Source organism: Shewanella intestini, from assembly GCF_018221465.1.
In the GTDB taxonomy this organism is placed as follows: Bacteria; Pseudomonadota; Gammaproteobacteria; order Enterobacterales; family Shewanellaceae; genus Shewanella; species Shewanella intestini.
Genome location: NZ_JAAIKR010000008.1, coordinates 63451 through 87436 on the forward strand (window position 1 = coordinate 63451; position 23986 = coordinate 87436).

Consider the following 23986-nt stretch of genomic DNA (forward strand, 5'->3'; position numbering starts at 1 on the left):
CCTTATGCCTTATTTAGATTGTCTAGCTTAATGGTTAAAGCTGGGCTGACACTCACACCGCCATGATCAACTGCAGACTGGTAAGCCAATCTTGCTTTATCAATGTTTCCTTGGCGTACTAAAAAGTCACCTTTTAGTTCATCACGTTGGGCAATGAATGCTTCGTCAGTGATTTGATCTAATGTAGACAATGCGACACCCACATTACCTTGCTCAGCTTGTACACGTGCAAGGCGAATGGTTGCAATGCTTTCAAGACCAGCACCCGGTTTGGAGGCAATAATCTTTTTAAAGGCTTGTTCTGCTTTGGTGTAATCACCAACATCAACCGCTGATTTGGCTAGCATCATATCAAGTAATGACTGATAACCTGCTTCAGAGTGGTTTTTCCCAAATTTTTCAACTGAATCGATGACAGCTTGTGGTTGAGTGCTTTTAGCAGTGATAGCTTGAAACTGCTCAGAAGCGCTTTCAGCTGCGCTTAGTTTCATATCTGAATAGGTATTCCAACCATATAATCCGCCTAAACCGACAACCGCACCGACAATAATTGCCGTGCCATTATCTTTCCAGAACTGCTTGATAGCATCTACTTGTTGTTCTTCTGTGCTATAAATTTCCACGCGCACTTCCCCTTTCTAAATCAGTTCTGCAATATTGGTTGCTAAAGTTTCACGAGCAACTAATAGTTGTTCATTGTTATTACGTAGCGGTTTAATCGCTACTTGGTTATTTGCTAATTCGTTTTCACCAATGATTAGCGCAAACTTGGCGCCGCTTTTATCAGCGCGTTTCATTTGCTTTTTAAAGTTGCCGCCACCACAGTGAGACATGACTTTAAGGCTTGGCAGCGCTTGACGCAACTCTTGCGCTATTTTTATCGCTTCAACAATACATTGATCACCCATTGCAGTGACATAAACATCAACTGCAGATGCAACATCATCATTTAAATTTAATGCTTCAAGAAGTAATACAATACGCTCAAGGCCCATTGCAAAGCCAACTGCTGGGGTCTCTTTACCACCAAGTTGCCCCACTAAACCATCATAGCGACCACCGGCAAGAACAGTACCTTGAGAACCTAAACTGGTTGTCACCCATTCAAATACCGTGCGGTTATAGTAATCTAAACCACGTACTAAACGCGGGTTAATCTTGTATTGGATGCCAACAGCATCTAAGAGTTCACATAAAGTTGAAAAATGTGTTTTTGATTCGTCACCTAAATAGTCCATCAACTCAGGAGCATCAACTAATACCGCTTGAATTTCTGGCACTTTGGTATCAAGTACGCGCAGTGGATTGGTGTACATTCTACGTTTGCTTTCTTCATCTAACACATCGGTGTGTTGTTCTAAAAAGGCAATAAGCGCATCACGGTAGGCGGCACGTTCAGCTGGGTCACCTAAGGTATTAAGTTCAAGCTCAACGTGATCGTTAATACCAAGCTCATCCCATAGACGCGCTGACAACATCAAGACTTCAGCATCAATCTGCGCGGATGCAATACCGTAAACTTCAACACCAAATTGATAAAACTGGCGGTAACGACCTTTTTGCGGGCGTTCATGGCGAAACATTGGCCCTGTATACCAAAGACGTTGCTCTTGGTTATATAGCAAACCATGCTCGTTACCCGCTCGTACTGTTGAGGCTGTGCCTTCAGGACGTAACGTTAGGCTGTCATCATTACGATCGGCAAAGGTATACATTTCCTTTTCGACGATGTCAGTCACTTCACCAATTGAGCGTTTAAATAGGTCGGTGCTTTCAACAATAGGGGTACGTATTTCACTGTAGCCATAAGCGCTAACAGATGAGCGGATAACCGCTTCTACTTTTTGCCAGATTGGACTTTGAGAAGGCAGAATGTCGTTCATTCCGCGGATTGCTTGAATTTGTTTAGCCACGTTTAACTCGTTTATTTACGTTTAATAGTTATCTAAATACTTCATACTAACTACAAGCACAAAGGTTATTTTGTTGTGTCGTTTATTTCGATTCGGTTTGCCATCATGCTGACTTTAGCGCGAATTTTGGTTTCTAAGGCATCAACAATATTGTTGTTGTCAAAGCGCTCTTTTTGGCGCACACCACCGTCGTAATAGCCGCTTTTATTATTACCACCAGTTAACCCGATATCTGAAATCAACGCTTCACCTGGGCCGTTTACCACGCAACCAATAATTGAGACATCCATTGCGGTGGTGACATCTTCTAAGCGGCGCTCTAGTTCATTAACTGTATTGATTACATCAAACTCTTGACGAGAACATGATGGGCAAGCAATGAAGTTAATACCTCGACTGCGAATGCGTAAGGACTTTAAAATATCAAAACCGACTTTAATTTCTTCAACCGGATCCGCCGCTAATGAGATACGTAATGTATCTCCAATCCCTTCAGCTAATAACATACCTAAACCCACAGCCGATTTAACCGAGCCAGAGCGCATACCACCGGCTTCAGTAATACCAAGGTGCAGCGGTTGTTGAATTTGCTTAGCCAGTAAACGGTAAGACTCAACGGCAAGGAACACGTCAGATGCTTTAACACTGACTTTAAATTGGTCAAAGTTAAGTCTGTCGAGAATATCAACATGACGCATAGCCGACTCAAGCAACGCTTGCGGTGTCGGCTCTTTGTATTTGTCCATTAACTCTTTTTCAAGCGAGCCACCATTGACCCCGATTCGAATTGGGATATTTTTGTCTTTAGCACAATCAACCACATTGCGAATGCGTTCTTCGTTACCAATGTTGCCAGGATTAATGCGTAAACAATCTACCCCATATTCCGCCACTTTAAGGGCGATACGGTAATCAAAATGAATGTCAGCAACCAGCGGCACATCAACGGCTTGTTTAATTAATTTAAACGCTTCTGCTGCATCCATTGTTGGTACTGACACTCTGACAATATCAGCGCCCACTTTTTCAAGCGCACGAATTTGAGCGACAGTAGCTTCAACGTCAGTAGTTTTGGTGTTTGTCATCGATTGCACAGCAATCGGTGCGCCATCACCAATGGGAACATTACCAACATATATGCGACTAGAAGGACGGCGAATAATAGGAGATTCGTTATACATGCAAATTTGCTCTAATTTGATTACGACAGTAGTGCGTTTCAATCTATTTGGTGATTATAACAACTCATGTTAAGCAGGTGTATAAGCTGCGCTTTCAACCTTAAACAACCCTAAATGTTGCTTGCTGCCTAAAGAATTGAAATTCAGCAATGTTTATAACAAAGCTTTATGTAGCGTAAACTAGGTTTGCGGCAGGGTTAATTTGGCTACTTTGCCAATTGAGAAACCCGATAAATCGACCGCTTCGTCATTAAAGTTTAACGCCACATATTGTGGTGCACCAATGATGACTTTAAGTGGACTCACGCCGTGGGCTTTAACAACCCGCCCAGATGTTTTCACACCATCAATAATCACCTTACCATTGGCATCAGTCACATTTATCCAGCAATCACCACTTAAGCGAAATTCAACATTTGCGCGGCTGACAATTTGCGCCTGTGTTGAGGTGACATCCACAGCATTAACCTGCGTGTCAGTGATATGTTGCTCAGTTAACCGCTCAGATTGTGGCTCATTAATCACTGTTTTATCTGAATCAGCAGTATTGGCCGGTTGCAATTGCTCTGTTAACGATTGCTTAATTAATCCTTGTTCAACCGACTGACCAATTAAAGAATGCTCAGCGGCGAGTTCTTCGACACTTGGCTGCGATAAATCGACATCCGTAAGTTGTTGTGATTTCTGCACCCACCACAATATAAACAACGCAACTAACCCAAAACCAATAAGGTAGGTGATGATCTTTAAACGGCTGTCTCTTGCTTGGCGGGATGTTTTGCGGGAAAAACTTTGCATATTTGGCGGTGTAGACTCAGGTAATTGTTGGTCTAAACAGCTCATAATTGCTGTGATATTGGCATCGGTTAATTTAGCATAATTACGAATATAGCCCCGCACATACGTCGTTGAGCTTATATCGTCAAAATAATCATTTTCAATATCTTTTAATATTTGTGGACGTAAATGCAAGGCAATAGCAGCAGCATCAATGCTCATGCCTTTTTGCTCACGGGCAACTTTTAATATCGCGCCCGCGGTTGCAATGTCGTCGAGCAATTGGGTTTGCTCTTGATCTTTTTCTAATCGTTCGTCGTTATTCATTATTGCATGTTAGCTCTATATTCTTTCGCTTGTTGCGATTTTGGAAATTTCGCAATTAATAAAATACCAAAGCGTTTCATCGCTTCAGTGTCATTTAATTCCCGCTCAATCTTTATCCCTAAAGCTAAACTCTCAGCGGTTTCACCCAATATATTGTGGTATCGAATTAGGTGTTGCTGAGCACTGCTATAGTCGGCATCTTCCATGGCCAACTCAATTAAATCATGTAAACTGGTTTTTCTTCTTGGGTCATACTTCAAGGCCATCGTAAAGTAGTTACGCGCTTTAGCATTATCACCGGCTTTACGACTACAGACCCCTAAATTTTCATAACTTGACGCTGTGCGCGTGTACTTAGGCGTATCAATGGCGGCAAGTAGCATTTTTTCAGAACGGTCAAACTTGCCTTGTTGGCATAAAAACACGCCGTAATTGTTACGAGCATCACCACTTGCATCTCGACGGTTGATGGCTTTTTCATACGCCTGTTCAGTGCGCGTTACGTCACCAACCGTTTGATAAAAATAAGCTAGCGCGACATAAACTTCGCTTAATTGCGGCGCATAATCAACTGCTTTATCAAGATTATATTTTGCTTGTTCGGCATTACCACGGCTTAAGTACTTTAAACCTAACTGCATTCTTTCTCTTGCTGCTGCGTTAGTATCAATGGTGCGCTCGACAACAGGAACATCCGTACCACTATAAGTACGCTCTGTCACACACCCAGAAAGTGTTACTGACAAAAGAGATAATACCGTTATTTGAGACAATCCGAACTTCATTTACTAACCTATTTTTCATACAAACAATGAGTTAATCCATTGTGACTGAAATCTGAGACTGTTGCATTTGTTTTTTTGCTAAACGCTTAGTTCGGTCACGAATATCCCCAGCAAGTTGACCACAGGCAGCGTCAATGTCATCACCACGGGTTTTACGAACAATAACCGTTAATCCGTATTCCATTAATACCTTTGAGAAGCGATCAATACGCGAATTGGATGAACGTCCATAAGGCGAACCAGGATAAGGGTTAAATGGAATTAAGTTAATCTTACATGGTGTTTCTTTCATGAGTTTGGCCAATTCATGCGCTTGGTCGGTGCTGTCATTAATATGATCAAGCATCACATATTCAACCGTCACTCTGCCGCGATTGGCGTTAGACTTTTCAAGGTAGCGGCGAATTGATGCTAAGAAATCTTGTAGTGGGTACTTTTTATTCACCGGCACAAGTTCGTCACGCAATGTGTCATTTGGCGCATGAATACTTACCGCTAGAGCAACATCTAACGCATCACCAAATTTATCAAGCGCAGGAACAACACCTGAGGTTGATAGCGTTACACGACGTTTTGATAAGCTAAAACCAAAATCATCTAGCATGATATCAAGTGCGGGAATTAAGTTATTCAAATTAAGTAGTGGTTCACCCATGCCCATCATCACAACGTTTGTGATTGGACGCTCACCAGTGTCTTTTTGAAAACCTAAAAAGTGCGATACGCGCCAAACTTGGCCAACAATTTCACCTACCGTTAAGTTACGGTTAAAGCCTTGTTGACCGGTTGAACAGAAAGTACATTCAAGTGCACAGCCAACTTGTGATGATACACACAACGTGGCTCTGTCTTCTTCTGGAATATATACTGTTTCAACTTCTTGGCCTTGGCCAACATTAATAGCAAACTTAATGGTGCCATCAGTCGATTTTTGAAAACTGGCAATATCTGGTGCAACAATTTCACAGCGTGCGGCCAATTTTGCACGCAACTTTTTGTTGATGTTATTCATTTCTTCGAAGTCACTGACACCAAAGTGATAAATCCACTTCATTAACTGGTCGGCACGAAATGGTTTTTCACCTAATTCGGTAAACAACGCGCGTAGCGCCTTACGATCCAGATCTAATAAATTGATTTTCTTTTCACTCATTTTGCTTAACCTCAAACACCAAAGCCTGCTACAGGGCGGCGAATTATACAGATGTTGTTATTTATTAGCCAGTACTACTGTGATGCTCAAACCCATAAACGCAGGGATTTAAGTTAATTATTGCATATGATGCAATATGTGCTGTACATGGAAAAATACATTAACCGATAGGATTTAATAAAGACTATGCTAAAATTCTTGAGCGTTAATGTTAACGCGCCACTACAAGAAATAATCAACCCCGTATGATAACACTTATCATTATAGTGAGTGCCGCTATTGGTATTTCATTTTTGTGCAGCATTTTTGAAGCGGTTTTACTCTCTGTTACGCCCAGTTATATCGCCTCTTTAGCTTCATCTGACCCAGCAGCAGCTAAACGACTAGAAAAACAAAAAGCCAATGTTGAGGCCCCCTTAGTATCAATTTTAACACTTAACACCATCGCTCATACTGTTGGCGCAGCGATTGCGGGAGCACAAGCGGCTAAAGTCTTTGGTGACGATATGCTGGGGGTGTTTTCTGGTGTACTTACCTTCTTAATTTTATTCTTTTCAGAAATCATCCCTAAGACATTAGGTGCCAATTACTGGCGTCGTTTAGCACCGAGTGTGTCGCTTATTTTAAAATGGTTAGCGCGAATCACGGCCCCCTTAATTTGGATGTCACAACAAGTGACTCAACTAATGGGCAAAGGAGACGAAGGCCAATATATTCGTCAAGAAATGAGCGCAATGGCAGACATTGGCCGTAAATCGGGTGAGTTAGATGAGCAAGAATCAGGTATTTTAACGCAAATGTTATCGGTTAAAGATATGCCAGTAAAAGCCATTATGACCCCCAGAACCGTAATGTATAAATTGTCTGCAAACACCAGCCACCAATCATTTTTAACCCAGCACCATTGCGTGCCATTTACGCGTTTACCTGTATTTGAGGATGACCGAGACAACATCGTCGGATACGTTAACAAAAACGACATTATTGCCAACGCAGCACGCACCCCACACGAGTCTATTGGCGTGCATAAAAAGACCTTATTAGTGATCCCAGAAACCGCTAAAGTGTTGCCATTATTTCAATTAATGACGCAACGTAAAGCAAAGATGGCTATCATTGTCGATGAGTACGGTTCTTATGAGGGCATCATAACCATTGAAGATATCGTTGAGTCATTACTCGGATTAGAGATTGTTGACCAAAACGATCCTGCCATCGACATGCAACAACTTGCCAGAGAACAATGGCAACGCCGAATGAAAAATAAAGGTATCGTACTTTCCGCTGATGACGGCGAATTTACCAGCCCAGTATCAAGCCATCAGTCAAAGTAATATCTCAAGCACCATAGTTAACCAATGGTGCTTTCTAGCCTTCTAGGACAACACTATGGCTCAAACTTACCCATTACGACTTGCGCATATCAACGACACTCACTCCAATTTTGAACCTAGTCGGGTTCAGTTTACTGTCAACCAGGGGCGACAAAACTATAGAGTTGTAACTCATTCAGGTGGTTATGCTAGATTAGCATTTCATATTGAAAAAGCGCGTGCGCAAGCTAAAGCTGCAAATCAAGAATTCTTGTTATTACATGGCGGTGACAGCTTCCAAGGCACGTTATATTTTAGAGAGTTTCAAGGCAGAGCAAATGCCCACTTATTAAACCTACTAAAACCCGATGCGATGGTGCTTGGTAATCATGAAATCGACGCGGGTAATTTGCCTGTAAAAGCCTTTCTAAATCGTATTGATTTTCCACTTTTAGCAGGCAATATGGATTTGTCACATGAAGATCCGCTTAAATCTGGGCGTTTAAGCGGCCATCCGATGTTATTGGACTACAACACCCAAACTGCCACGGCTAACACGCTACTTAAACCTTTCTTTAATACCACATTAGCAATTGTCGGTATTACTTTAGATCAAATGAAACTAATCGCCCGCCCAGATCCCGATACGCATTTTATTCATGCTATCGACACAACCAAACGTACTGTGGCGCAATTAAAAAAACAAGGCATTCATCATATTATTGTCTTGAGTCATTTAGGGGTGGACCAAGACCGAGAATTAGCCGCAGCGGTTGATGGCATTAGTTTAATTGTCGGCGGGCATTCACATACTTTACAAGGTGACTTTACCGATTTAGGGCTCAGCAACATGCCTTATGGCGAGCAAGTAAACCACACACCAATTGTCCATGCGGGTAAATACGCAGAAACTCTTGGCCTTGTTGATATAGAATTTGACAGCAAAGGAAAGGCAATCAGCTTTAATGGCAGTAACCACTTTATGCTGTCAGCTGACATCACTGTGAGCGAGAGTTCGGCTAACGCTCAAACTGACCGCTCATTAACCAATAAGCCTGCCATCACGCGACAACAAGCTAGCCGCGCAATTGCATCGATGCTTGAAGCACACCCCAATAATCTTGGCGAGCAAGAAAACACCGAGATAACCCAAATCATTAAAACGCAGTACCGCCCTGCATTAGATGCGCTAGAAAACAATACATTAACCTATATTCCAAGAGACTTTGTCCATACCCGTTTACCCAGCAAAGATTACCCACATGGCAGCGAGTTAGCACCGTGGGTAAGTAGAAGCATGTATAAAGCCGCAAGAAAAATAGATCCCAGTATTGATTTTGCCCTGCACAACGCAGGCGGCGTACGACAAGACCTTAACAAAGGTCGGCTGTCCTTGGCTGATGTGCTTGGGAGAATATTGCCTTTTGAACTTCCATTAACGTTATATAAAATTAAAGGCCAGTATTTAGTAGAAGTAATTGAGTCGGCGATTAATACCGCCACCAATAATGGCGTAACAGGAACAGGTAGTGGCAGTTTTCCCTACCCTTATGGATTAAAGTTTGCTTATGACGGTCACCAACCCAAAGGCAAACGGGTTAATCACGTTGAGGTTTACCAAAATAAGCAATGGCGTCCCCTTAACACCCAAGCGCATTATATTGGGGTATCTAGTTCGTATACGGCATCAGGTAAAGAAGGTTACGACGCTCTATTACATGCACAATGGCAAAAAAACTTACAATCACAAACTTTACAAGAAGCATTTGTGGACTATGTCAGCCATTATGGTGAGAAAATTAATCAAGCGTTAACAATCAATGTTCAATATACCAGCCATCGGTCACCGCCAATGACTGATTCAGCTATTACAAATAAGCAGTAGATCACAGACCCATAGCTCATCACATGATTAAATAAACAATCAAATGCTAATTGAACAATTCATAAAATAAATGTAGCGTGAATAGTTAACTAGCCGCACTAATGACAAAACAAATTATTGATAGTAATGATTTGCTAAAACAAAATAGGACTCATTCCATGAAAGCAAAACTAATTAAACTTGCCGCAGTAGCAACGCTAGCACTAGGTGTATCATCAGCTTGGGCACAAGGCCTAATCCACAAAGGTGAAGTTGTCGCGACGATGGATGGTGGTGGGTATACCTACGTACAATTAAAAGAATCTGACAAAACTTATTGGGTTGCAGGCCCTCAAGTTAAAGTTGCCAAAGGTGACACTGTTGAAGTTTCTGAGCAAATGTGGATGCCTAACTTCAAAAGCTCTAGCCTAAACCGCACTTTTGACAAAATTATGTTTGTTGGCAGCATCAACAAAAAATAGTCGCATATACGCGTAAGATTGCGATAATAGGCTAATCATTTGATTAGCCTTTTTTATACCTTGTTTACAATCATTGCTTACCAGCCAACTCATGCCCAAGCCATCAGCTTACTGTTTCATCAAGCAGTGCAGCAAATTAACCACCCCCGTTATCCGCAAGCAAAATTAAATGTTTGGAGCGCTGCGCCACGCTCAGCAACATATTGGCACAATGTCAGTAAAGCACTGTTAATGAAAGGGCAGCGACTGCCAAACACAATCCAAGCAGGCAACAAATCAGCCCCAAATATGCTCAATGACAACGAAAGGCCTAATCATTTGCCACGTAGAAAGAAAATTGGCCGCAGTGGCGTCACATGGGTCGCGCTAGATGGACAACATCAGCTATGCGGTTTTATCAATCTTGCAATCGACTTTAACCAACAAGGTTATATTAATCATTTATATGTTGCGCCCCAATTTTCTGGTCAAGGTATTGCAACTCAGTTATTAATGTATGCGCAGCAATGGGCGCTAGAACAAGGTTTTTTACAATTAACTGTCGATGCGTCATATTTGTCTAAAGCATTATTTTTAAAAGCTGGCTTTGACATCATCCAAACAAGCTTCCAACATAAGCAGCAAGTCACCCTTAATGGGTTTTATATGCGTAAAGCATTACACCGTTAAACGGGTTCTCGAAAATGCCACATTTACAGATCACACACCGACATTGGGTATATGCCAATAGCATGACTATAACTAATATTGATTAGCGCTTTACTAGCGGCGCTAACATAGCCTCAAGGCCATTGAGTTTCACTTCATAAATCAGCGCCAATTGCTCACCTAATTTCCCTTCAGGAAAACCTTTACTGTGAAACCACACTAAATAAGGTTCGGGTAAATACAGTAATTTGCGTCCGGCATACTTGCCAAATGGCATCACTTTATTGACGGCGTCCACTAATAATTGTTGTTCCATTCATTTTCCTTAAAATTTATTTATATCTTTTTGTTATAACCACAATATTTTCTCAACTTCAACATTCTTAAAACAGCCAACAGTATTAATAATGCGGCAAATAATAAACAACAAAAAACACGCAACATTTTAGTAACAGATTAATTTATATAGTAATTTCATCTACGCTATTCACGTTTACCAAATGTGTCAATTCCCCCGCGTTATTGTTGTTATTGTCAATTAAATTGCGTTGTGACAAATATTGCAAATTAACCCGATCCGTCAAAATACAAGCAATTGACGCATATAAAGCAAGCTTTTAATCTGTGTTCATTATTTTAGGTCTGTCGAGGGCAACAATATGATTTTGTTAGTGGGTGGAGAAAAAGGAGGAAGCGGTAAAAGCTGTTTAGCTCAAAATATCGCTGTATTTCTCACAACAGAAGCTCAAGCTTCGGTGATCATGGTTGACTGCGACCCCCAGCGCACAACTTCAGACTGGATCCAAGCGCGTAATAATAATCCTGAATTAGCCGCAATAAACTGCGTGCAATTGTATGGCAAAATTCGCAATGACTTACTTAGCCTTGAACAACATTACGATTATGTCATTGTTGATTGTGGTGGCCAAGACAATCTCGCTTTGCGTGCTTCGTTGTCAGTCGCATCTCACGCATTAATGCCATTAAGACCCAAACGCAGAGACTTAAAAACCGTGGTACACATGGATGATATTGTCGCGACCTGTATGATGATTAATCCCAAAATGAAAGCCAATTTTGTGATTACGCAATGCCCTAGTCTACCTAATCAAGCAAGCCGTATTCTCGAAGCAAAAGATGTCTGTCGTACCTACGACATAAACGTACTTGACGCGGTGAACTACAGTCGCAATATTTATGATGACAGTGAAGAGTCAGGCCGATCAGTTTTTGAAATTGACCCAAGCGGAAAAGCGGCTCAAGAAATGCGCCAAATCGCCTGTGAGTTATTTGAGGTCACCTGCGCTAAAGAACTGATTAATCAACCAGAGCAGCACATGACGCAAATGGGAGGAACCTATGGGGCTAGCCGATCTCAAGAAAAACGCTTCGTCATGTAATCGACACTTTAAACAACAAATGACGATTGATGAGTTTATTGAAACCGCAAATTTATATGCAGCGGGCAAAACGCATCGGGTAAAACAGCCAACTCAAGTTGATAATGTGACCTCAATAGCGCGGCATCCATCAAAGCAGCAACGTCCACAATATCAATGCCAATCAAAGGCGGTTGTCAGTGTTGCTGACATGACCGCATTGACTGGCGTAAAACCCAAAAATGTTGCTGACAACGCTCAAACGACGGCTAAAACGACAAGATTAAAAGCGCCATTTTCCCCCTCAGCAACAACCCGTAAACCATTTAGGCGTTCAACATTCACCTTAAGTGAAATGGCAATCAGTCAACTCAAGGCATTAAGTCAAAGTAGCAATGTGTCTAAGTCAAAATTAATTCGTCAATTAGTCGACCAACACTTTTCATTATCCCCTTCTCAACGTGAAGCTATCGAAGCGTCATTCGAGATAGATTAACCCTACTCTTTCTTTCTCCCCTTTTTCACTCATTCATATTCCCTAGTAATATGAATGAGTGGCTTTTTTTATTTATCGTATGGCAAAATCTCGAGTTTGTTTGCTAAAGGTTGAATTTCACACTTTATTCCCCCATGTCATATAGTAATAAAGGTAAACTGATTGCATTTTTTTACATGGTTGGCGAGTGGCTATAAAGTCGCTATAAATGAGGTAGCAAGCTAATTCTCACCACGTCAATATTGCGCCCAACGGCATATAGCGTCATGATTCACTATTGCTGCATCAGAAGGCCTCAGGGCTTTGGTTATTTTGACCTGCTTTGCTGTGATTTAAGAGTTTATTGTTTTGCAGAGCGTGGCAGTTAGTGAAAAGCGCTGTTGTTAATGATGAAACTACTTTTGAGTATTCCAAACCATGTCATCAACAACGCGTTGATATCATGTGGTAAGCAGTTTTTAACAACTCAGCCCTGTATTCGTATTAATTAAGGAAGCAACATGAGCAGTCATATCATTAATAAATTAGGCGTTATTGCCATGCTGGTCACTACGGTAAGTGCATTTGATTGCTTTGCTAATGAGCCAGAGCAATTACCGCAAGCGCTCAAAAATGCTAATAGCCAAACACAGCCGACACAAACCGATGCACAAATTACTAAACGCATTAATTCATCTTTAACGATTGATAATGCAGTAAAAACTGAAAGCGAACTGGTTAGCAATAAAACCCAGTCAGTCATCACCAATATCAGCGACAACGAGCATCATCTTGATCCTGCTATGAGTAATGAGAAAGAGACTCAACAAATAAATTCTCTATTAAATCAACTACATGAAAGTGCAACAACGGCCAATTGGCAACGTTATTTTTCACTGTTCCACCCTAAAGCAGTATTTCTTGGCACCGATGCCACTGAACGTTGGGACATGGTCAGTTTTCGTAAGTTTGCCGAACAAACCCAAGGCTGGCGTTATGATTTAAAATCAAGAAAACTGATTAAAGTCGATAACACCGTGGTATTTGATGAGCAGCTTTATAGCCCCTCATATGGATTAAGTCGCGGCACAGGTGCGTTAGTTAAAACTCAAGCAGGCTGGAAGGTGTTGCAATATCATTTAAGTTTCCCTATCCCAAATGACAAAGCCAAGCGTATTACAACGCTAATTAAGCAATAACGCCCCGTCAAACGCGCATGACAGTTTTGTTCGTGCGCGCCATGTAAACCATCGCCACCATATCACTTTATCAACAGCCATTAGTGCATTGACGTGGTAAAACCTAAGTTTGCTAACTGGGCTAAGTGGCAAAAACTCTCAAAATCGACCAAGTCGAACTCTTGTTTTGCAAAGTAACGGTCAGCGTAGAATATCCCTAGAATCTTATTATCCACCACTAACGGGGCAATCATAAACCCATAAGTTGATAATTGTTCAGCAACGTTATCACCAACATGATTGAGCACGCTTTCAATATTGCTCACGTTAATGTTCATCGGTTGCTTTACCCGTACACACTGGGTAAAAGCAGAAGATGGGTTATCTAAACGTATATGTAATTGTTGTTTTAAGGCTTCTTTTCCCTCTCCTAATACAACTCTTGGCTGCAAAAAAAGATGATCGCGCGATAATAACAGCACGCCACAACGATCGACACCTACGCCTTTTAGCATGCCTTCTAACGCCACTTTCATTACTTCATTAAAATCAGTTTTGTTGACAATGGTATTGGTCAATTGGCGTATTTTAGTCAGTTGCAACGTTAAGTTTGGTGGATTGTGTGTACTAAGGGGGTGCTCGTTATGGCTAATACGGTCAATAGCGTCTTTGGCGTCAGGTATAAATGCTAGCATTTCATTGGCACCATAAGCCTCTGCTAGTTTTTGAGTTTGTTTATTACATTCAATGAACTTCGCAGTAAATGATTCAGTTGATATATCTAGGTTTTCAGCAGCTTGAGCAATAAATAGACTGAGTTTGTCTTTATCAATATTGTCGCCAGACACGAGTTCTGCTAATTGATCAGCTAAGTAAATACTGCGAATTTCAGGGGTACGCTCACTGGGTGTAGTTAATGATTTAACTAAAAGCTCACCTAACCCCCAACTACGAGCCACGCCTTGAGATAATTGATTAAATGAAATACCAAGCTCTGATTTTATCGTGGCGTACACGGCAGTTTCGTCAACTTCATCTAACAATTTATCAAGCTTGTCTGAATGTGCATCCCCCACGCTCCAAAAAGCGACCTCACCGATTCGGTAAAGCAGCGAAGCAATAAATGCCTCTTCTTTTAAGCCATCATCATGATCACTTAGCATCATTCTTGCCAACATAGCAGCTTGAAAAGATTGCGCCATTAATTTAAGCAAGCGTTGATACACACTTTGCGACAAGTTCTTGCTTGCTAATAAGCTTGATAACATTTTAGCTGTAATACAAATATTACGAATACTATCAAAACCTAACACGACCGCCGCCCGACTGACCGTCGATACCTTGCTATTACCTTTATTATAAATAGCGCTATTGGCCACCCGTAAAATGCGTGAAGTCAGGGCATTATCGTGCATGACACTGCGCCCAAGTTTAGCCAGTGATGACACATCATCTTTAGCTAACTTTTCAAGGTCTTTGACCGTGGAGCATAACGCAGGAATTTCTCGGCTACTGACCCGTTTGGTCCAATAATCGATTCCTTTTTGTTGTTTGGTTAACGACTTCAAATTGCTCTCTCATCGCATTGGTGGCCATCGTGATTTAATTATATATCGATTTGAATTTTCAGAAATAAAAAAAACGGCTCAAACGAGCCGCAACACAAACAAAGTGGTTGTAAACCTTACGGGTAGGAAAGATCCAGACCAATAAAACCAACTACAGCTAGCGCATAGTTTTGATGAAATGGATAAAAATCCTTTGCAGCCTGTAGGTGAGCTGCAAAGGTAATATTCAAATCAATTTATAAGTGCTGATATAAATTGAATTGAATAACAGGTGTCGCAATGCGACAAAGTGAAAGTAAAGCCAAACTTGATACTGCTAAGTGGCCGCACATGTGTATACGTTCAACAAATGCGGCAACAATTACAAAGGATTAAAACTGCTCTTCTTCAGTTGACCCCGTTAATGCCGTTACCGAAGATTTGCCACCTTGAATACAATTAGTCACTTGGTCAAAGTAACCGGTGCCCACTTCTTGTTGATGCGATACAAACGTGTAGCCTTTTTCAGCTGCGGCAAATTCAACTTCTTGCACCTTTTCAACATAATGTTTCATGCCTTCACCGCGTGCGTAGTCATAGGCTAAATCAAACATGTTGTACCACATGTTATGAATACCCGCTAAGGTAATAAACTGATACTTATAACCCATGTCTGAAAGCGCTTGTTGGAATTTTGCAATAGTGGCATCGTCCAAGTTCTTCTTCCAATTAAACGACGGTGAGCAGTTATACGCTAATAGCTGATCAGGGTATTGAGCATGAATGGCATCAGCAAATTTTTGCGCTTCTTCCAAACAAGGCTTTGCAGTTTCACACCAAATTAAATCTGCATAAGGCGCATAAGCTAAACCACGCGAAATAGCTTGGTCGATACCGGCATTCACGCGGTAGAAACCTTCTTCTGTGCGCTCACCAGTCACAAAATCACGGTCATAGCTGTCACAATCTGAGGTCATTAAATCTGCCGCGTTAGCATCTGTACGTGCGATAACTAAGGTTTCTACACCGCTAACATCAGCAGCTAAACGTGCTGCTACTAGTTTTTGCACCGCTTCTTGAGTCGGCACCAATACTTTACCGCCCATGTGACCACATTTTTTAACTGACGCTAATTGGTCTTCAAAGTGAACCCCTGCAGCACCGGCATCAATCATTGATTTCATTAGCTCGAATGCATTTAACACGCCGCCAAATCCGGCTTCAGCATCAGCAACAATCGGCAAGAAATAATCCGTATGGTTTTCATCACCAGGGTTGATATCTTTGCCCCATTGAATTTGGTCAGCACGGCGGAACGAATTGTTAATGCGGCTAACAACAGCAGGAACAGAGTTTGCTGGATAAAGTGATTGATCTGGGTACATAGTGCCTGCAAGGTTGGCATCAGCAGCCACCTGCCAACCCGAAAGGTAAATGGCTTCAATACCCGCTTTTGCTTGTTGCACAGCTTGACCACCAGTCAATGCACCTAATGAATTAACGTAGCCTTTTTTAGCGCCACCATTAACTAATTGCCATAGTTTCTCTGCACCGCGTTGTGCAATGGTGTTTTCCGGCACAATTGACCCACGAAGCTTAACCACCTCTTCCGCGGTAAACGGACGCTTAACACCTTTCCAACGTGGATTTTCCGCCCAATCCTTTTTTAGCGCATCAATTTGCTGTTGACGTGTAAGTTGCTTGTTAGTGTTAGACATGGTGTATCTCCTTCCTTTGTGTAGAGTGCGCAAGTATCCATTGTTACTTGCCTATATTGTTGTTTGTTAAGCAGTTAAGAGCTCATAACCCGGTAACGTTAAAAAATCGACCAATTCATCTGATGTGGTAATTTGTTCAAATAGCGTCGCGGCTTGAGTAAATTTGCTCGCTTGATAGCGCTCACTGCCCAGCTCTTTTTCAACATTGATAAGCTCTTGTGCCAACATGTCTCGAAAGAGTGCTTTAGTGACTAACTGGCCGTTTGACAGGGTTTTCTCATGTTGGATCCATTGCCAAATTGACGTGCGTGAAATTTCTGCTGTTGCCGCGTCTTCCATCAAGCCATAAATGGGTACACAACCATTGCCTTGTATCCACGCTTCAATGTATTGCACTGCAATGCGTATATTTAAGCGCATGCCAGTTTCGGTTCGCTCACCCGCACAAGGCTCAAGCAGTTCCGCTGCAGAAATAGGCGCGTCGACATCACGAGTAATGTGTAATTGATTGGTTTTATCACCACCGATATAGTCATTAAAAATGCCCATTGCGGTGTCGGCTAATCCGGGATGTGCGACCCAAGTACCGTCGTGTCCATTACGTGCTTCTAACTCTTTATCACCCCGTACCTTTTGTAATACTTGGTTGTTTTCTTGCTCGGTTTTAGCAGGAATAAATGCCGCCATGCCCCCCATAGCTAAAGCACCACGTTTATGACAGGTTTTAATTAACAGACGTGAATAAGCACTTAAAAATGGGGTGTCCATGGTGACAGCTTGTCTGTCTGGTAACACTCTATCTGGGTGCTTTTTAAGGGTTTTAATATAACTAAAAATGTAATCCCAGCGGCCACAATTAAGGGCAACAATATTTGAACGTAGCTCATATAAAATCTCTTCCATTTCAAATACTGCCGGTAAGGTTTCTATTAAGCAGGTACATTTAATGGTGCCAGGCTCAAGGCAAAAACGCTCTTCAACAAAGGCAAATACTTTGGCCCACCAACGGGCTTCAAGGTGACTTTCAAGCTTAGGAATATAGAAGTATGGTCCGCTGCCCTTAGCCAGTAATTGGCGGTAGTTATGATAAAAATACAGCGCAAAATCAACTAAGGCACCAGGAATAGGCTGGCCATTAAATTCAATATGTTTTTCTATTAGATGTAAGCCTCGAACACGGGCAATTAATACCGCTGGGTCTGGATTGAGTTGATAATGTTTACCGGTATTGGGGGCAGTAAATTCAATGTCACCGTTAACAGCATCATGTAAATTAATTTGGCCTTGAATCACTTTTTCCCAACTTGGGGCCAGCGAGTCTTCAAAGTCAGCCATAAACACTTTTACATTGGCATTTAGCGCATTAATGATCATCTTACGATCAACAGGGCCAGTAATTTCAACGCGGCGGTCAACTAAGTCATTCGGGATACCGCGAATCGACCAATTACCATCTCTAATCGCGCGAGTTTGTGGTAAGTAATCAGGTAGTTCGCCTTCATCAATACGGTTTTGCTTTTGACGACGTTTATTGAGAAGTTCTGGTACTTCATCAGCAAAATGGGCACAAAGTGCTTCGAGTAAACCCGTTGCTCCAGCGTTTAAAATACGTTCTTGCCCCGTGACATGCGCACCAATAATTGCAAGTTGCGATGATACTGGTGCATCCGTTTGCGCTGAATATTTAGCGACTAATTGCTCTGCCGTCATAATTAGGTCCCTTGTGCTGCCGTAAAAGTCCATAACATCTACTTGCTGTGACTGACCACCTTTATATATGGGGTAATCATATTTAAGTTAATGCCAAGAGCGGTCTTAATGCCTGCCTTAGAGTATTAACTCAAACCGTAAGTAGAAACTTTCAAATGTCTGTTTCGAACTAAAAAGTAACCATAAACATTTGTAATTGCAACAATCTAAATGGCGACAAAAGCAGCAAAAACACGCCTGAATATGGAATTTAAATTGGTATGACCAAACACAATAAACAACATAAAACTCTTTAAAATCAGAAGTTAATGTTAAAAATAAATATTTTCATCATTAACTTACTCACCTAGCTTCTAATTTGTCCGACCATTTAACCCTAAACGACAAAAGTAATTAAATTACGTTATATAAAAAATCAATGTAAAACTAAATTTACGATATTTCAGCACAAACATGGTTGGATGATTAAAAGACAACGTTTTGAACTACCGTAGACGGAATATATTTTTAAGCTAATAAATCAGCTAGTTAACATGAGCAACTTAAAAACAGAATTTAAACGAGTGTTTTAATTTGACGTTAACGTAAACTTACTCCAAGCATTGAAATGAATGTTGAAATATCAAAGTCGTGTTACCCGATCAACAGATAAAAAAAATGATAAGAAAGGTTAATTTTTTTCATTTATTTCAAAAAATTTGCATATAAATGAATTCAGCGATGAAATTTTGACAAAAGACACAACAATCTCAAACCAAACTGACGAGTTAACACCAGCTTGATTGCTTGATTGCTTGATTGCTTGATTGCTTGATTGCTTGATTGCTTGATTGCTTGATTAAAGAATTGAGTGCTCAATGTGCTTGCGGGTCAATAAATTGGTGGCTCTATTGTCTTTAGGTGTGAAGATGTGCCAGTGTACAAGTTAACTTTACGCTCGCGGATGTTTACGCGCTTCAAAGTCATCTTGATAAACCACAACTTGTACATCACCTCGACGCTTAGCTTGATTTAACGCCGCATCTGCGCGGGTAATCAGTGGGTCTAGACTTAAATCGTGTTCTAACTGTTCACTGATACCAACAAGCATATTAATTTCAAATTGATGCCCTGTTAATTTAGTTTTAATCTCTGCCACCGTTTTACAAATGTTCTCAGCTAAAGCTTGCCCTTCATGTACATTGGTATCAGGTAAAAATAAGCAAAAGGCTTCGCCACTTAACCGCACAAAGGTATCTTTTGGCCGACAATAACCGATTAAAATGGCAGCTACCTTTTTCAACACCCAATCGCCAGTTGCGTGTCCAAAGCATTCATTGATGGATTTAATCGAATCTAAGTCGAATAGCAGCACCGTAAAATGGTTATCTTTAGCTTGGCATTGAATAAAGTGTTCTTCAGCCATGTTTTGGCCAGTATGACGGTTATATGCACCAGTAAGTAAGTCGTAATGGGCTTGCTTCTTAAACTTATTACGTTGCAGCCAAGCAACAACCAACAGTAGGCTCAAAAAAACCGCAGTGCCAGCCAAGACCGTTGAAAACAAATAAGAGGCACTTTTTTCTTGATTAAGAATTTTACGTTGTTTTGAAAATAGCGCGTAATCTTGCACCAGCTTGTCTAGTTCACGGGTTTTTTCAACAATTTCAAACTGAGCTTTATGATAAGCATTTTGTTTTATTTTCTGTTCATTAATCAATTTAACGCTAATGGCATGCGCGACCACTTGATGCTGATAAGCAGCTTGGAAGTCTTGTTTTTTGCTTGCCAATATCGACAACACTTCATTAGCCCGTTTTTGCGGTTTGTTATTCATTGGCACATGAGGTAAAGCATACACCAACTGCGCATAATGATTTGCTTCATCTAATTGTCCCAGTTTAAGGTATATCTCACTCAAAAATGCCCAGTTGTCATGTATTTCAACTTTAAAGTCGAATACTTGATAGCGTGCTAAAGAATCTAAAAATCCAGTCAATGCTGCAGCATATCGGCCTTGTTCAAATAACACGTTTGCTTGGCCTTTAATCGACAACGCCTCAATTAATGGAAACTGATGTTGATGGCAATATTGCTGGCTTTGCGAAAAGCTATCGTACGCGGCGGACAAGTTAACTAACTTCAAATTTGCCACACCTAAATAAAGCCGTGCATAACACTCACTTTTCACGTCTTGGCCGTCATTCAGTGCTAATACTTTTTGGGTTGTTGAGTAGAGCTCGTCATAAGCCTCAAGATCTAAGTAAAGATTCAATAAACGCGTATATGACTGCACTTTTAATTGGTTATCGTCACCGGCTTCTATTCGCGCAAGGTTTTTTTCTAACAACAAGAAGGCTTGCTGATAATTCTCTAGCCCAATACTAGTTGTAATTTTATACAGATAAATTTGAGTCAATAATTTCGGTGGGGGTTGCAACATTAATGCAGAATTAAGTTGTTGATCAGCTTTAGAGAACTCACCTTTATATAGATAAGTTAAGCTTGATAACATTAATAGTTTAGCGCGTTGCGGGGCTGAAAAAGGCTTATGGGAAATTAATAGCGTGGCTATTTTTTTCTCTGTTTCCAGTAAATTGACATTAAGATTAGCCTCAAGCGCTTCGAGCTCTTGATCCAAGTTATTACTCGCGTTAACTGGCAAGCTGCAGATTAACGCGAAAAGACAACCGATAATGAACCGCAACAACGTAACCTTATTGCGTCGGGTTACTGATTAACATATACGACTTCATCAGGGTATCACCGGTTAATGATTTAACTTGATTAGCATCACCAGATAACACCGCTGAAATTTCGGCTGCTGATAAGCCATATTGTTGCATCACAGCCCGTGGATCTTTTTTATAGTTTTCAAGCATTTTGGCATCTTGATTCAATGCTGTGAAAAAATCAGTGAGTGTTGACATTTTATTTCCTTATTGATGTTTAAAAATAAAAGAATAACCAACTTGTTATTCTTGGTTTAGCAAAAAATAGCCTTAACAACAAATTACCGATAACAACTAGCCTAATTGAGCCGAACTAATCCCAAGCTTAGCCAACATTTGATGATTAATTTCTAATGGACTTGAGGGAGGAACAAGTAGCGTACTGACCATCGTCAACGGTGTATCGGGCAATGCTGATAGTGCAATCCGATCTATTCGTGGTGCTAAATGCGGCAAGTTAGGTGCTTCGTAAATCACCACTTCATGATCAAGCGGATACCATTGATGAAGATGCTCGACCAACACCTGCAACCTATCGCGGCTAGTGGCAAATTGCGTTAATGTATGTTCGCCAGCAAGGGCTATTTGCCATAATAACAAATGTGTCTTCGGGTTAGGTTGGTGGTGATAAAACATAAACTGAGTGGCTTCATAACTTTGATGACCAGATTGCCCAGGATCAATACCTAAATCTGCCCACAAACAAGCCTCAGCGGAAATACCCGGCAACATATTTGCCTCAATGCCTTCCTTTTTTGCTTGTTTAATCGCTAAATGTGAGACACAAGCAAACACGCCTGGATGACCATATAACGCAACCACTACATTTAGCCCTAACCTAACTTGCTCTAAAATTGCATTGACCATTTGCTGATAAGTGTCGCGACGATTTTTTATCTCACCCTCTTTTGCATAATAAGGCTGCAAAGATAAGTGATTGGCATTTAATGTTCGCAACCATTGTTCACAACAAATATCAGGGACCAAAGAAAAAACCATATCCGCATGTTCAATATAACTTTGGCTAAGCACACTTATATGGCCAGCTAGCTGTAAGCCTGTGCCGACAAACACTAACCGTCCTTTATCGTTTTCACTTAATGTATCAGACTGTTTTTGTTCCATAAAAACCTATTTTTATTCCCTGCCAATATGCGGTATTTGTACCGAACCTCACTTAAATAGATACCGACTCATGCTACACACAAAAACAACAAGTGCAAAACATATAAACAACATAATTAAAAATTTCTTTGGCTTTTTACCGAAGAGAATGAACTTAGTTGCCACGGTCGACTCAAACACACAAACATGTTTAATCCCCCTTGTCATGATAGGTATTGCTTGGGTATGATGGCCGACAGAATTTAGGAAGTAATGCAGACAATGATTAACAAAAAACAAAGTCTTACCCTTTTAAGCGCCGCAGTGTTAAGTATGTCGTTAAGTGGTTGTAGTGTTTTCGACTACCTAATTTATAAACCTGATATTCCGCAAGGTAACTACATGGAAGCTCAACAGGTTGAGCAACTGCGTATCGACATGACTAAAGAGCAAGCGGAATATATTTTAGGCCGTCCGGTACTTCGCGACAGCTTTTCTGATGATACTTGGTACTACATCTACCACTTTAAAAGTGGCCGTGATGCCAGCATTATTCATAAAGAATTAATTTTACACTTTAGTGGAGATAAAATTTCTAGTGTAGAAGGCGATTACACGTTAAGTGCTGACTTCAATACGCCATTAGACCAAGGCGCTCTACCATCGATAACTAACAGTAATAATGATGAGCCGCTCACACCTGAAGGTCGCCCAGACTCTAAGCCGCTTGTAAAAGAGAAAATGGTTGAGTTAAAAGAAGGTTTAAAGCAAAACACCAATAAACCTAAAGCGTAACGCGATAGCTAAACAATCAGCTATAAAAAAAGCAGAAATTAATTTCTGCTTTTTTTGTGCCTGACAGCCGATTCATGACACTTTTGCACCAGTAATCTTATTAATTCGCCCTTCATCTTTGGCTTTCTCAGCCCGCTTACGACGCACATCTTTAGGGTCGGCAATTAATGGGCGATAAATTTCGACCCGTTGACCGGCAACTAACACTTCATGATGCTTCACTTGGCGACTAAAAATCCCCAACTTCACGTTTGTTAAGTCAATTTCAGGAAAAAAGGCCACGATATTTGATTTTGTTACCGCCTCAATGCATGTTGTGCCTGGTGCCACTCTCACGCTAATCACTTTTTGTTGTTCAGGTAACGCGTAAATCACATCAATTGGGAATGTGTCGGTATCATTGCTCACGATAAATTACCTTTGCTCTGTCGGTGAATGCTTTCACCATTGAATTCATTAACTCTTTAAATACCCGACCAAATGCCAAGTCTGCCAATGGATTAGAAAACTCAAAGTCTAAATCAAATTCCACCTTGCAGGCTTCTTCGGTTAACTCAGTAAATTTCCAATACCCATGTAAGTAACTAAATGGGCCATTTTCAAGCTCTAAAGAAATGGATTTGGCTTCAACGACTTGATTACGGGTAGTAAACGTTTTTTTAATTCCCGCTTTACTCACATCAACAGAGGCCACCATGGTTTCACCGTCAAACTCAAGCACTTTACCGCCAACACAGCCAGGAAGAAACTCGTGGTACGACTCAACATCATTGACCAAATTATACATTTGCAGTGCACTGAAACCCACCAATACACTCTTAGAAATTTTCGGCATTCTTATTCACATATCACATCAGTTTGAGCAAGATTTTATCACGTTGTAAAAAAAAGGCATCCCTAGACACGTTATTACAATCACAATAACC

General features: G+C 41.0%; 23 protein-coding genes. 8 read left to right on the forward strand and 15 right to left on the reverse strand.

Annotated features, from left to right (window positions below; translation table 11 throughout):
- Positions 1-2 precede the first annotated feature (2 nt).
- From G3R48_RS09730 to rlmN, 6 genes are all read right to left on the reverse strand, one after another.
- A complete protein-coding gene (locus G3R48_RS09730) occupies positions 3-623 on the reverse strand; it encodes a YfgM family protein (protein WP_212593303.1) in 621 nt (206 codons plus the stop codon).
- 15 nt (positions 624-638) lie between these two features.
- Positions 639-1913 (reverse strand): histidine--tRNA ligase, encoded by a 1275-nt coding sequence (gene hisS / locus G3R48_RS09735; RefSeq protein WP_212593304.1) that lies wholly within the window; start codon positions 1911-1913, stop codon positions 639-641.
- A 65-nt stretch (positions 1914-1978) separates the two neighbouring features.
- The gene (gene ispG, locus G3R48_RS09740; protein WP_153662809.1) at positions 1979-3094 is read right to left on the reverse strand and encodes a flavodoxin-dependent (E)-4-hydroxy-3-methylbut-2-enyl-diphosphate synthase; all 1116 of its coding nucleotides are present in this window, start codon (positions 3092-3094) and stop codon (positions 1979-1981) included.
- Positions 3095-3274: 180 nt separating this feature from the next.
- Positions 3275-4198 (reverse strand): RodZ domain-containing protein, encoded by a 924-nt coding sequence (locus G3R48_RS09745; protein ID WP_153662811.1) that lies wholly within the window; start codon positions 4196-4198, stop codon positions 3275-3277.
- Positions 4198-4983 (reverse strand): type IV pilus biogenesis/stability protein PilW, encoded by a 786-nt coding sequence (gene pilW, locus G3R48_RS09750; RefSeq protein ID WP_153662813.1) that lies wholly within the window; start codon positions 4981-4983, stop codon positions 4198-4200. The genes G3R48_RS09745 and pilW overlap by 1 nt, the downstream gene beginning before the upstream one ends.
- A 31-nt stretch (positions 4984-5014) precedes the next feature.
- The gene (rlmN, locus tag G3R48_RS09755; protein WP_153662815.1) at positions 5015-6136 is read right to left on the reverse strand and encodes a dual-specificity RNA methyltransferase RlmN; all 1122 of its coding nucleotides are present in this window, start codon (positions 6134-6136) and stop codon (positions 5015-5017) included.
- A gap of 245 nt (positions 6137-6381) precedes the next feature.
- On the opposite strand from rlmN, the gene G3R48_RS09760 reads away from it, so the two are divergent.
- The 4 genes from G3R48_RS09760 to G3R48_RS09775 all read left to right on the forward strand — a co-directional run bounded on the left by G3R48_RS09760 (position 6382) and on the right by G3R48_RS09775 (position 10464).
- A complete protein-coding gene (locus tag G3R48_RS09760; protein ID WP_153662817.1) occupies positions 6382-7470 on the forward strand; it encodes a CNNM domain-containing protein in 1089 nt (362 codons plus the stop codon).
- Between the two features lie 55 nt (positions 7471-7525).
- Positions 7526-9334 carry a bifunctional metallophosphatase/5'-nucleotidase gene (locus G3R48_RS09765; protein ID WP_153662819.1) on the forward strand — a complete coding sequence of 603 codons (1809 nt, stop codon included), beginning with the start codon at positions 7526-7528 and terminating at the stop codon, positions 9332-9334.
- Between the two features lie 158 nt (positions 9335-9492).
- Entirely contained in the window at positions 9493-9795 is a 303-nt protein-coding gene (locus G3R48_RS09770; protein ID WP_153662821.1) for an NrfJ, read from the forward strand.
- 39 nt (positions 9796-9834) lie between these two features.
- Positions 9835-10464: a GNAT family N-acetyltransferase gene (locus tag G3R48_RS09775; protein ID WP_153662823.1), complete on the forward strand. Its 630-nt coding sequence runs from the start codon at positions 9835-9837 to the stop codon at positions 10462-10464.
- Positions 10465-10546: 82 nt separating this feature from the next.
- Here the strand turns inward: G3R48_RS09775 and G3R48_RS09780 are convergent, their stop codons facing one another.
- Positions 10547-10759, reverse strand: a complete 213-nt coding sequence (locus tag G3R48_RS09780) for a DUF3820 family protein (RefSeq protein WP_153662825.1) — start codon at positions 10757-10759, stop codon at positions 10547-10549.
- A 343-nt stretch (positions 10760-11102) separates the two neighbouring features.
- Between G3R48_RS09780 and G3R48_RS09785 the strand changes: the two genes are divergently transcribed.
- The 3 genes from G3R48_RS09785 to G3R48_RS09795 all read left to right on the forward strand — a co-directional run bounded on the left by G3R48_RS09785 (position 11103) and on the right by G3R48_RS09795 (position 13496).
- On the forward strand, positions 11103-11843 hold the full coding sequence (locus G3R48_RS09785) for a division plane positioning ATPase MipZ (protein WP_153662827.1): 741 nt from the start codon (positions 11103-11105) through the stop codon (positions 11841-11843).
- Complete coding sequence (locus G3R48_RS09790; RefSeq protein WP_153662829.1) at positions 11803-12318, forward strand: ribbon-helix-helix domain-containing protein; 516 nt, start codon at positions 11803-11805, stop codon at positions 12316-12318. Before G3R48_RS09785 ends, G3R48_RS09790 begins: the two co-directional genes overlap by 41 nt.
- A gap of 500 nt (positions 12319-12818) precedes the next feature.
- A complete protein-coding gene (locus G3R48_RS09795) occupies positions 12819-13496 on the forward strand; it encodes a nuclear transport factor 2 family protein (RefSeq protein ID WP_153662831.1) in 678 nt (225 codons plus the stop codon).
- Between the two features lie 80 nt (positions 13497-13576).
- On the opposite strand, the gene G3R48_RS09800 is transcribed toward G3R48_RS09795, so the two are convergent.
- The 6 genes from G3R48_RS09800 to G3R48_RS09825 all read right to left on the reverse strand — a co-directional run bounded on the left by G3R48_RS09800 (position 13577) and on the right by G3R48_RS09825 (position 22286).
- Positions 13577-15043, reverse strand: a complete 1467-nt coding sequence (locus tag G3R48_RS09800; RefSeq protein ID WP_153662833.1) for an HDOD domain-containing protein — start codon at positions 15041-15043, stop codon at positions 13577-13579.
- A gap of 371 nt (positions 15044-15414) precedes the next feature.
- Positions 15415-16740, reverse strand: coding sequence for an isocitrate lyase (aceA, locus tag G3R48_RS09805; protein WP_153662835.1), 1326 nt, complete (start codon positions 16738-16740; stop codon positions 15415-15417).
- 66 nt (positions 16741-16806) lie between these two features.
- Positions 16807-18450 (reverse strand): malate synthase A, encoded by a 1644-nt coding sequence (gene aceB, locus G3R48_RS09810; protein WP_153662837.1) that lies wholly within the window; start codon positions 18448-18450, stop codon positions 16807-16809.
- A gap of 931 nt (positions 18451-19381) precedes the next feature.
- Positions 19382-21070, reverse strand: coding sequence for a diguanylate cyclase (locus G3R48_RS09815; protein WP_153662839.1), 1689 nt, complete (start codon positions 21068-21070; stop codon positions 19382-19384).
- A 76-nt stretch (positions 21071-21146) separates the two neighbouring features.
- The gene (locus G3R48_RS09820; protein WP_153662841.1) at positions 21147-21359 is read right to left on the reverse strand and encodes a hypothetical protein; all 213 of its coding nucleotides are present in this window, start codon (positions 21357-21359) and stop codon (positions 21147-21149) included.
- A gap of 96 nt (positions 21360-21455) precedes the next feature.
- Positions 21456-22286, reverse strand: a complete 831-nt coding sequence (locus G3R48_RS09825) for an SAM-dependent methyltransferase (protein WP_153662843.1) — start codon at positions 22284-22286, stop codon at positions 21456-21458.
- A 261-nt stretch (positions 22287-22547) separates the two neighbouring features.
- On the opposite strand from G3R48_RS09825, the gene G3R48_RS09830 reads away from it, so the two are divergent.
- Entirely contained in the window at positions 22548-23060 is a 513-nt protein-coding gene (locus tag G3R48_RS09830) for an outer membrane protein assembly factor BamE (RefSeq protein WP_153663016.1), read from the forward strand.
- Positions 23061-23132: 72 nt separating this feature from the next.
- Here the strand turns inward: G3R48_RS09830 and G3R48_RS09835 are convergent, their stop codons facing one another.
- Positions 23133-23468 (reverse strand): RnfH family protein, encoded by a 336-nt coding sequence (locus G3R48_RS09835; protein WP_212593305.1) that lies wholly within the window; start codon positions 23466-23468, stop codon positions 23133-23135.
- Positions 23458-23895, reverse strand: coding sequence for an SRPBCC family protein (locus tag G3R48_RS09840; protein ID WP_153662845.1), 438 nt, complete (start codon positions 23893-23895; stop codon positions 23458-23460). Before G3R48_RS09840 ends, G3R48_RS09835 begins: the two co-directional genes overlap by 11 nt.
- Positions 23896-23986 lie beyond the last annotated feature (91 nt).

Coding starts and splice junctions, on each gene's coding strand:
- G3R48_RS09840 (WP_153662845.1), bottom strand. CDS start 23,895: ATGCCGAAAATTTCTAAGAGTGTATTGGTGGGTTTCAGTGCACTGCAA.
- G3R48_RS09785 (WP_153662827.1), top strand. CDS start 11,103: ATGATTTTGTTAGTGGGTGGAGAAAAAGGAGGAAGCGGTAAAAGCTGT.
- pilW (WP_153662813.1), bottom strand. CDS start 4,983: ATGAAGTTCGGATTGTCTCAAATAACGGTATTATCTCTTTTGTCAGTA.
- G3R48_RS09760 (WP_153662817.1), top strand. CDS start 6,382: ATGATAACACTTATCATTATAGTGAGTGCCGCTATTGGTATTTCATTT.
- G3R48_RS09820 (WP_153662841.1), bottom strand. CDS start 21,359: ATGTCAACACTCACTGATTTTTTCACAGCATTGAATCAAGATGCCAAA.
- aceB (WP_153662837.1), bottom strand. CDS start 18,450: ATGACGGCAGAGCAATTAGTCGCTAAATATTCAGCGCAAACGGATGCA.
- G3R48_RS09745 (WP_153662811.1), bottom strand. CDS start 4,198: ATGAATAACGACGAACGATTAGAAAAAGATCAAGAGCAAACCCAATTG.
- G3R48_RS09830 (WP_153663016.1), top strand. CDS start 22,548: ATGATTAACAAAAAACAAAGTCTTACCCTTTTAAGCGCCGCAGTGTTA.
- G3R48_RS09825 (WP_153662843.1), bottom strand. CDS start 22,286: ATGGAACAAAAACAGTCTGATACATTAAGTGAAAACGATAAAGGACGG.
- G3R48_RS09795 (WP_153662831.1), top strand. CDS start 12,819: ATGAGCAGTCATATCATTAATAAATTAGGCGTTATTGCCATGCTGGTC.
- G3R48_RS09790 (WP_153662829.1), top strand. CDS start 11,803: ATGGGGCTAGCCGATCTCAAGAAAAACGCTTCGTCATGTAATCGACAC.
- G3R48_RS09770 (WP_153662821.1), top strand. CDS start 9,493: ATGAAAGCAAAACTAATTAAACTTGCCGCAGTAGCAACGCTAGCACTA.
- rlmN (WP_153662815.1), bottom strand. CDS start 6,136: ATGAGTGAAAAGAAAATCAATTTATTAGATCTGGATCGTAAGGCGCTA.
- G3R48_RS09765 (WP_153662819.1), top strand. CDS start 7,526: ATGGCTCAAACTTACCCATTACGACTTGCGCATATCAACGACACTCAC.
- aceA (WP_153662835.1), bottom strand. CDS start 16,740: ATGTCTAACACTAACAAGCAACTTACACGTCAACAGCAAATTGATGCG.
- G3R48_RS09780 (WP_153662825.1), bottom strand. CDS start 10,759: ATGGAACAACAATTATTAGTGGACGCCGTCAATAAAGTGATGCCATTT.
- ispG (WP_153662809.1), bottom strand. CDS start 3,094: ATGTATAACGAATCTCCTATTATTCGCCGTCCTTCTAGTCGCATATAT.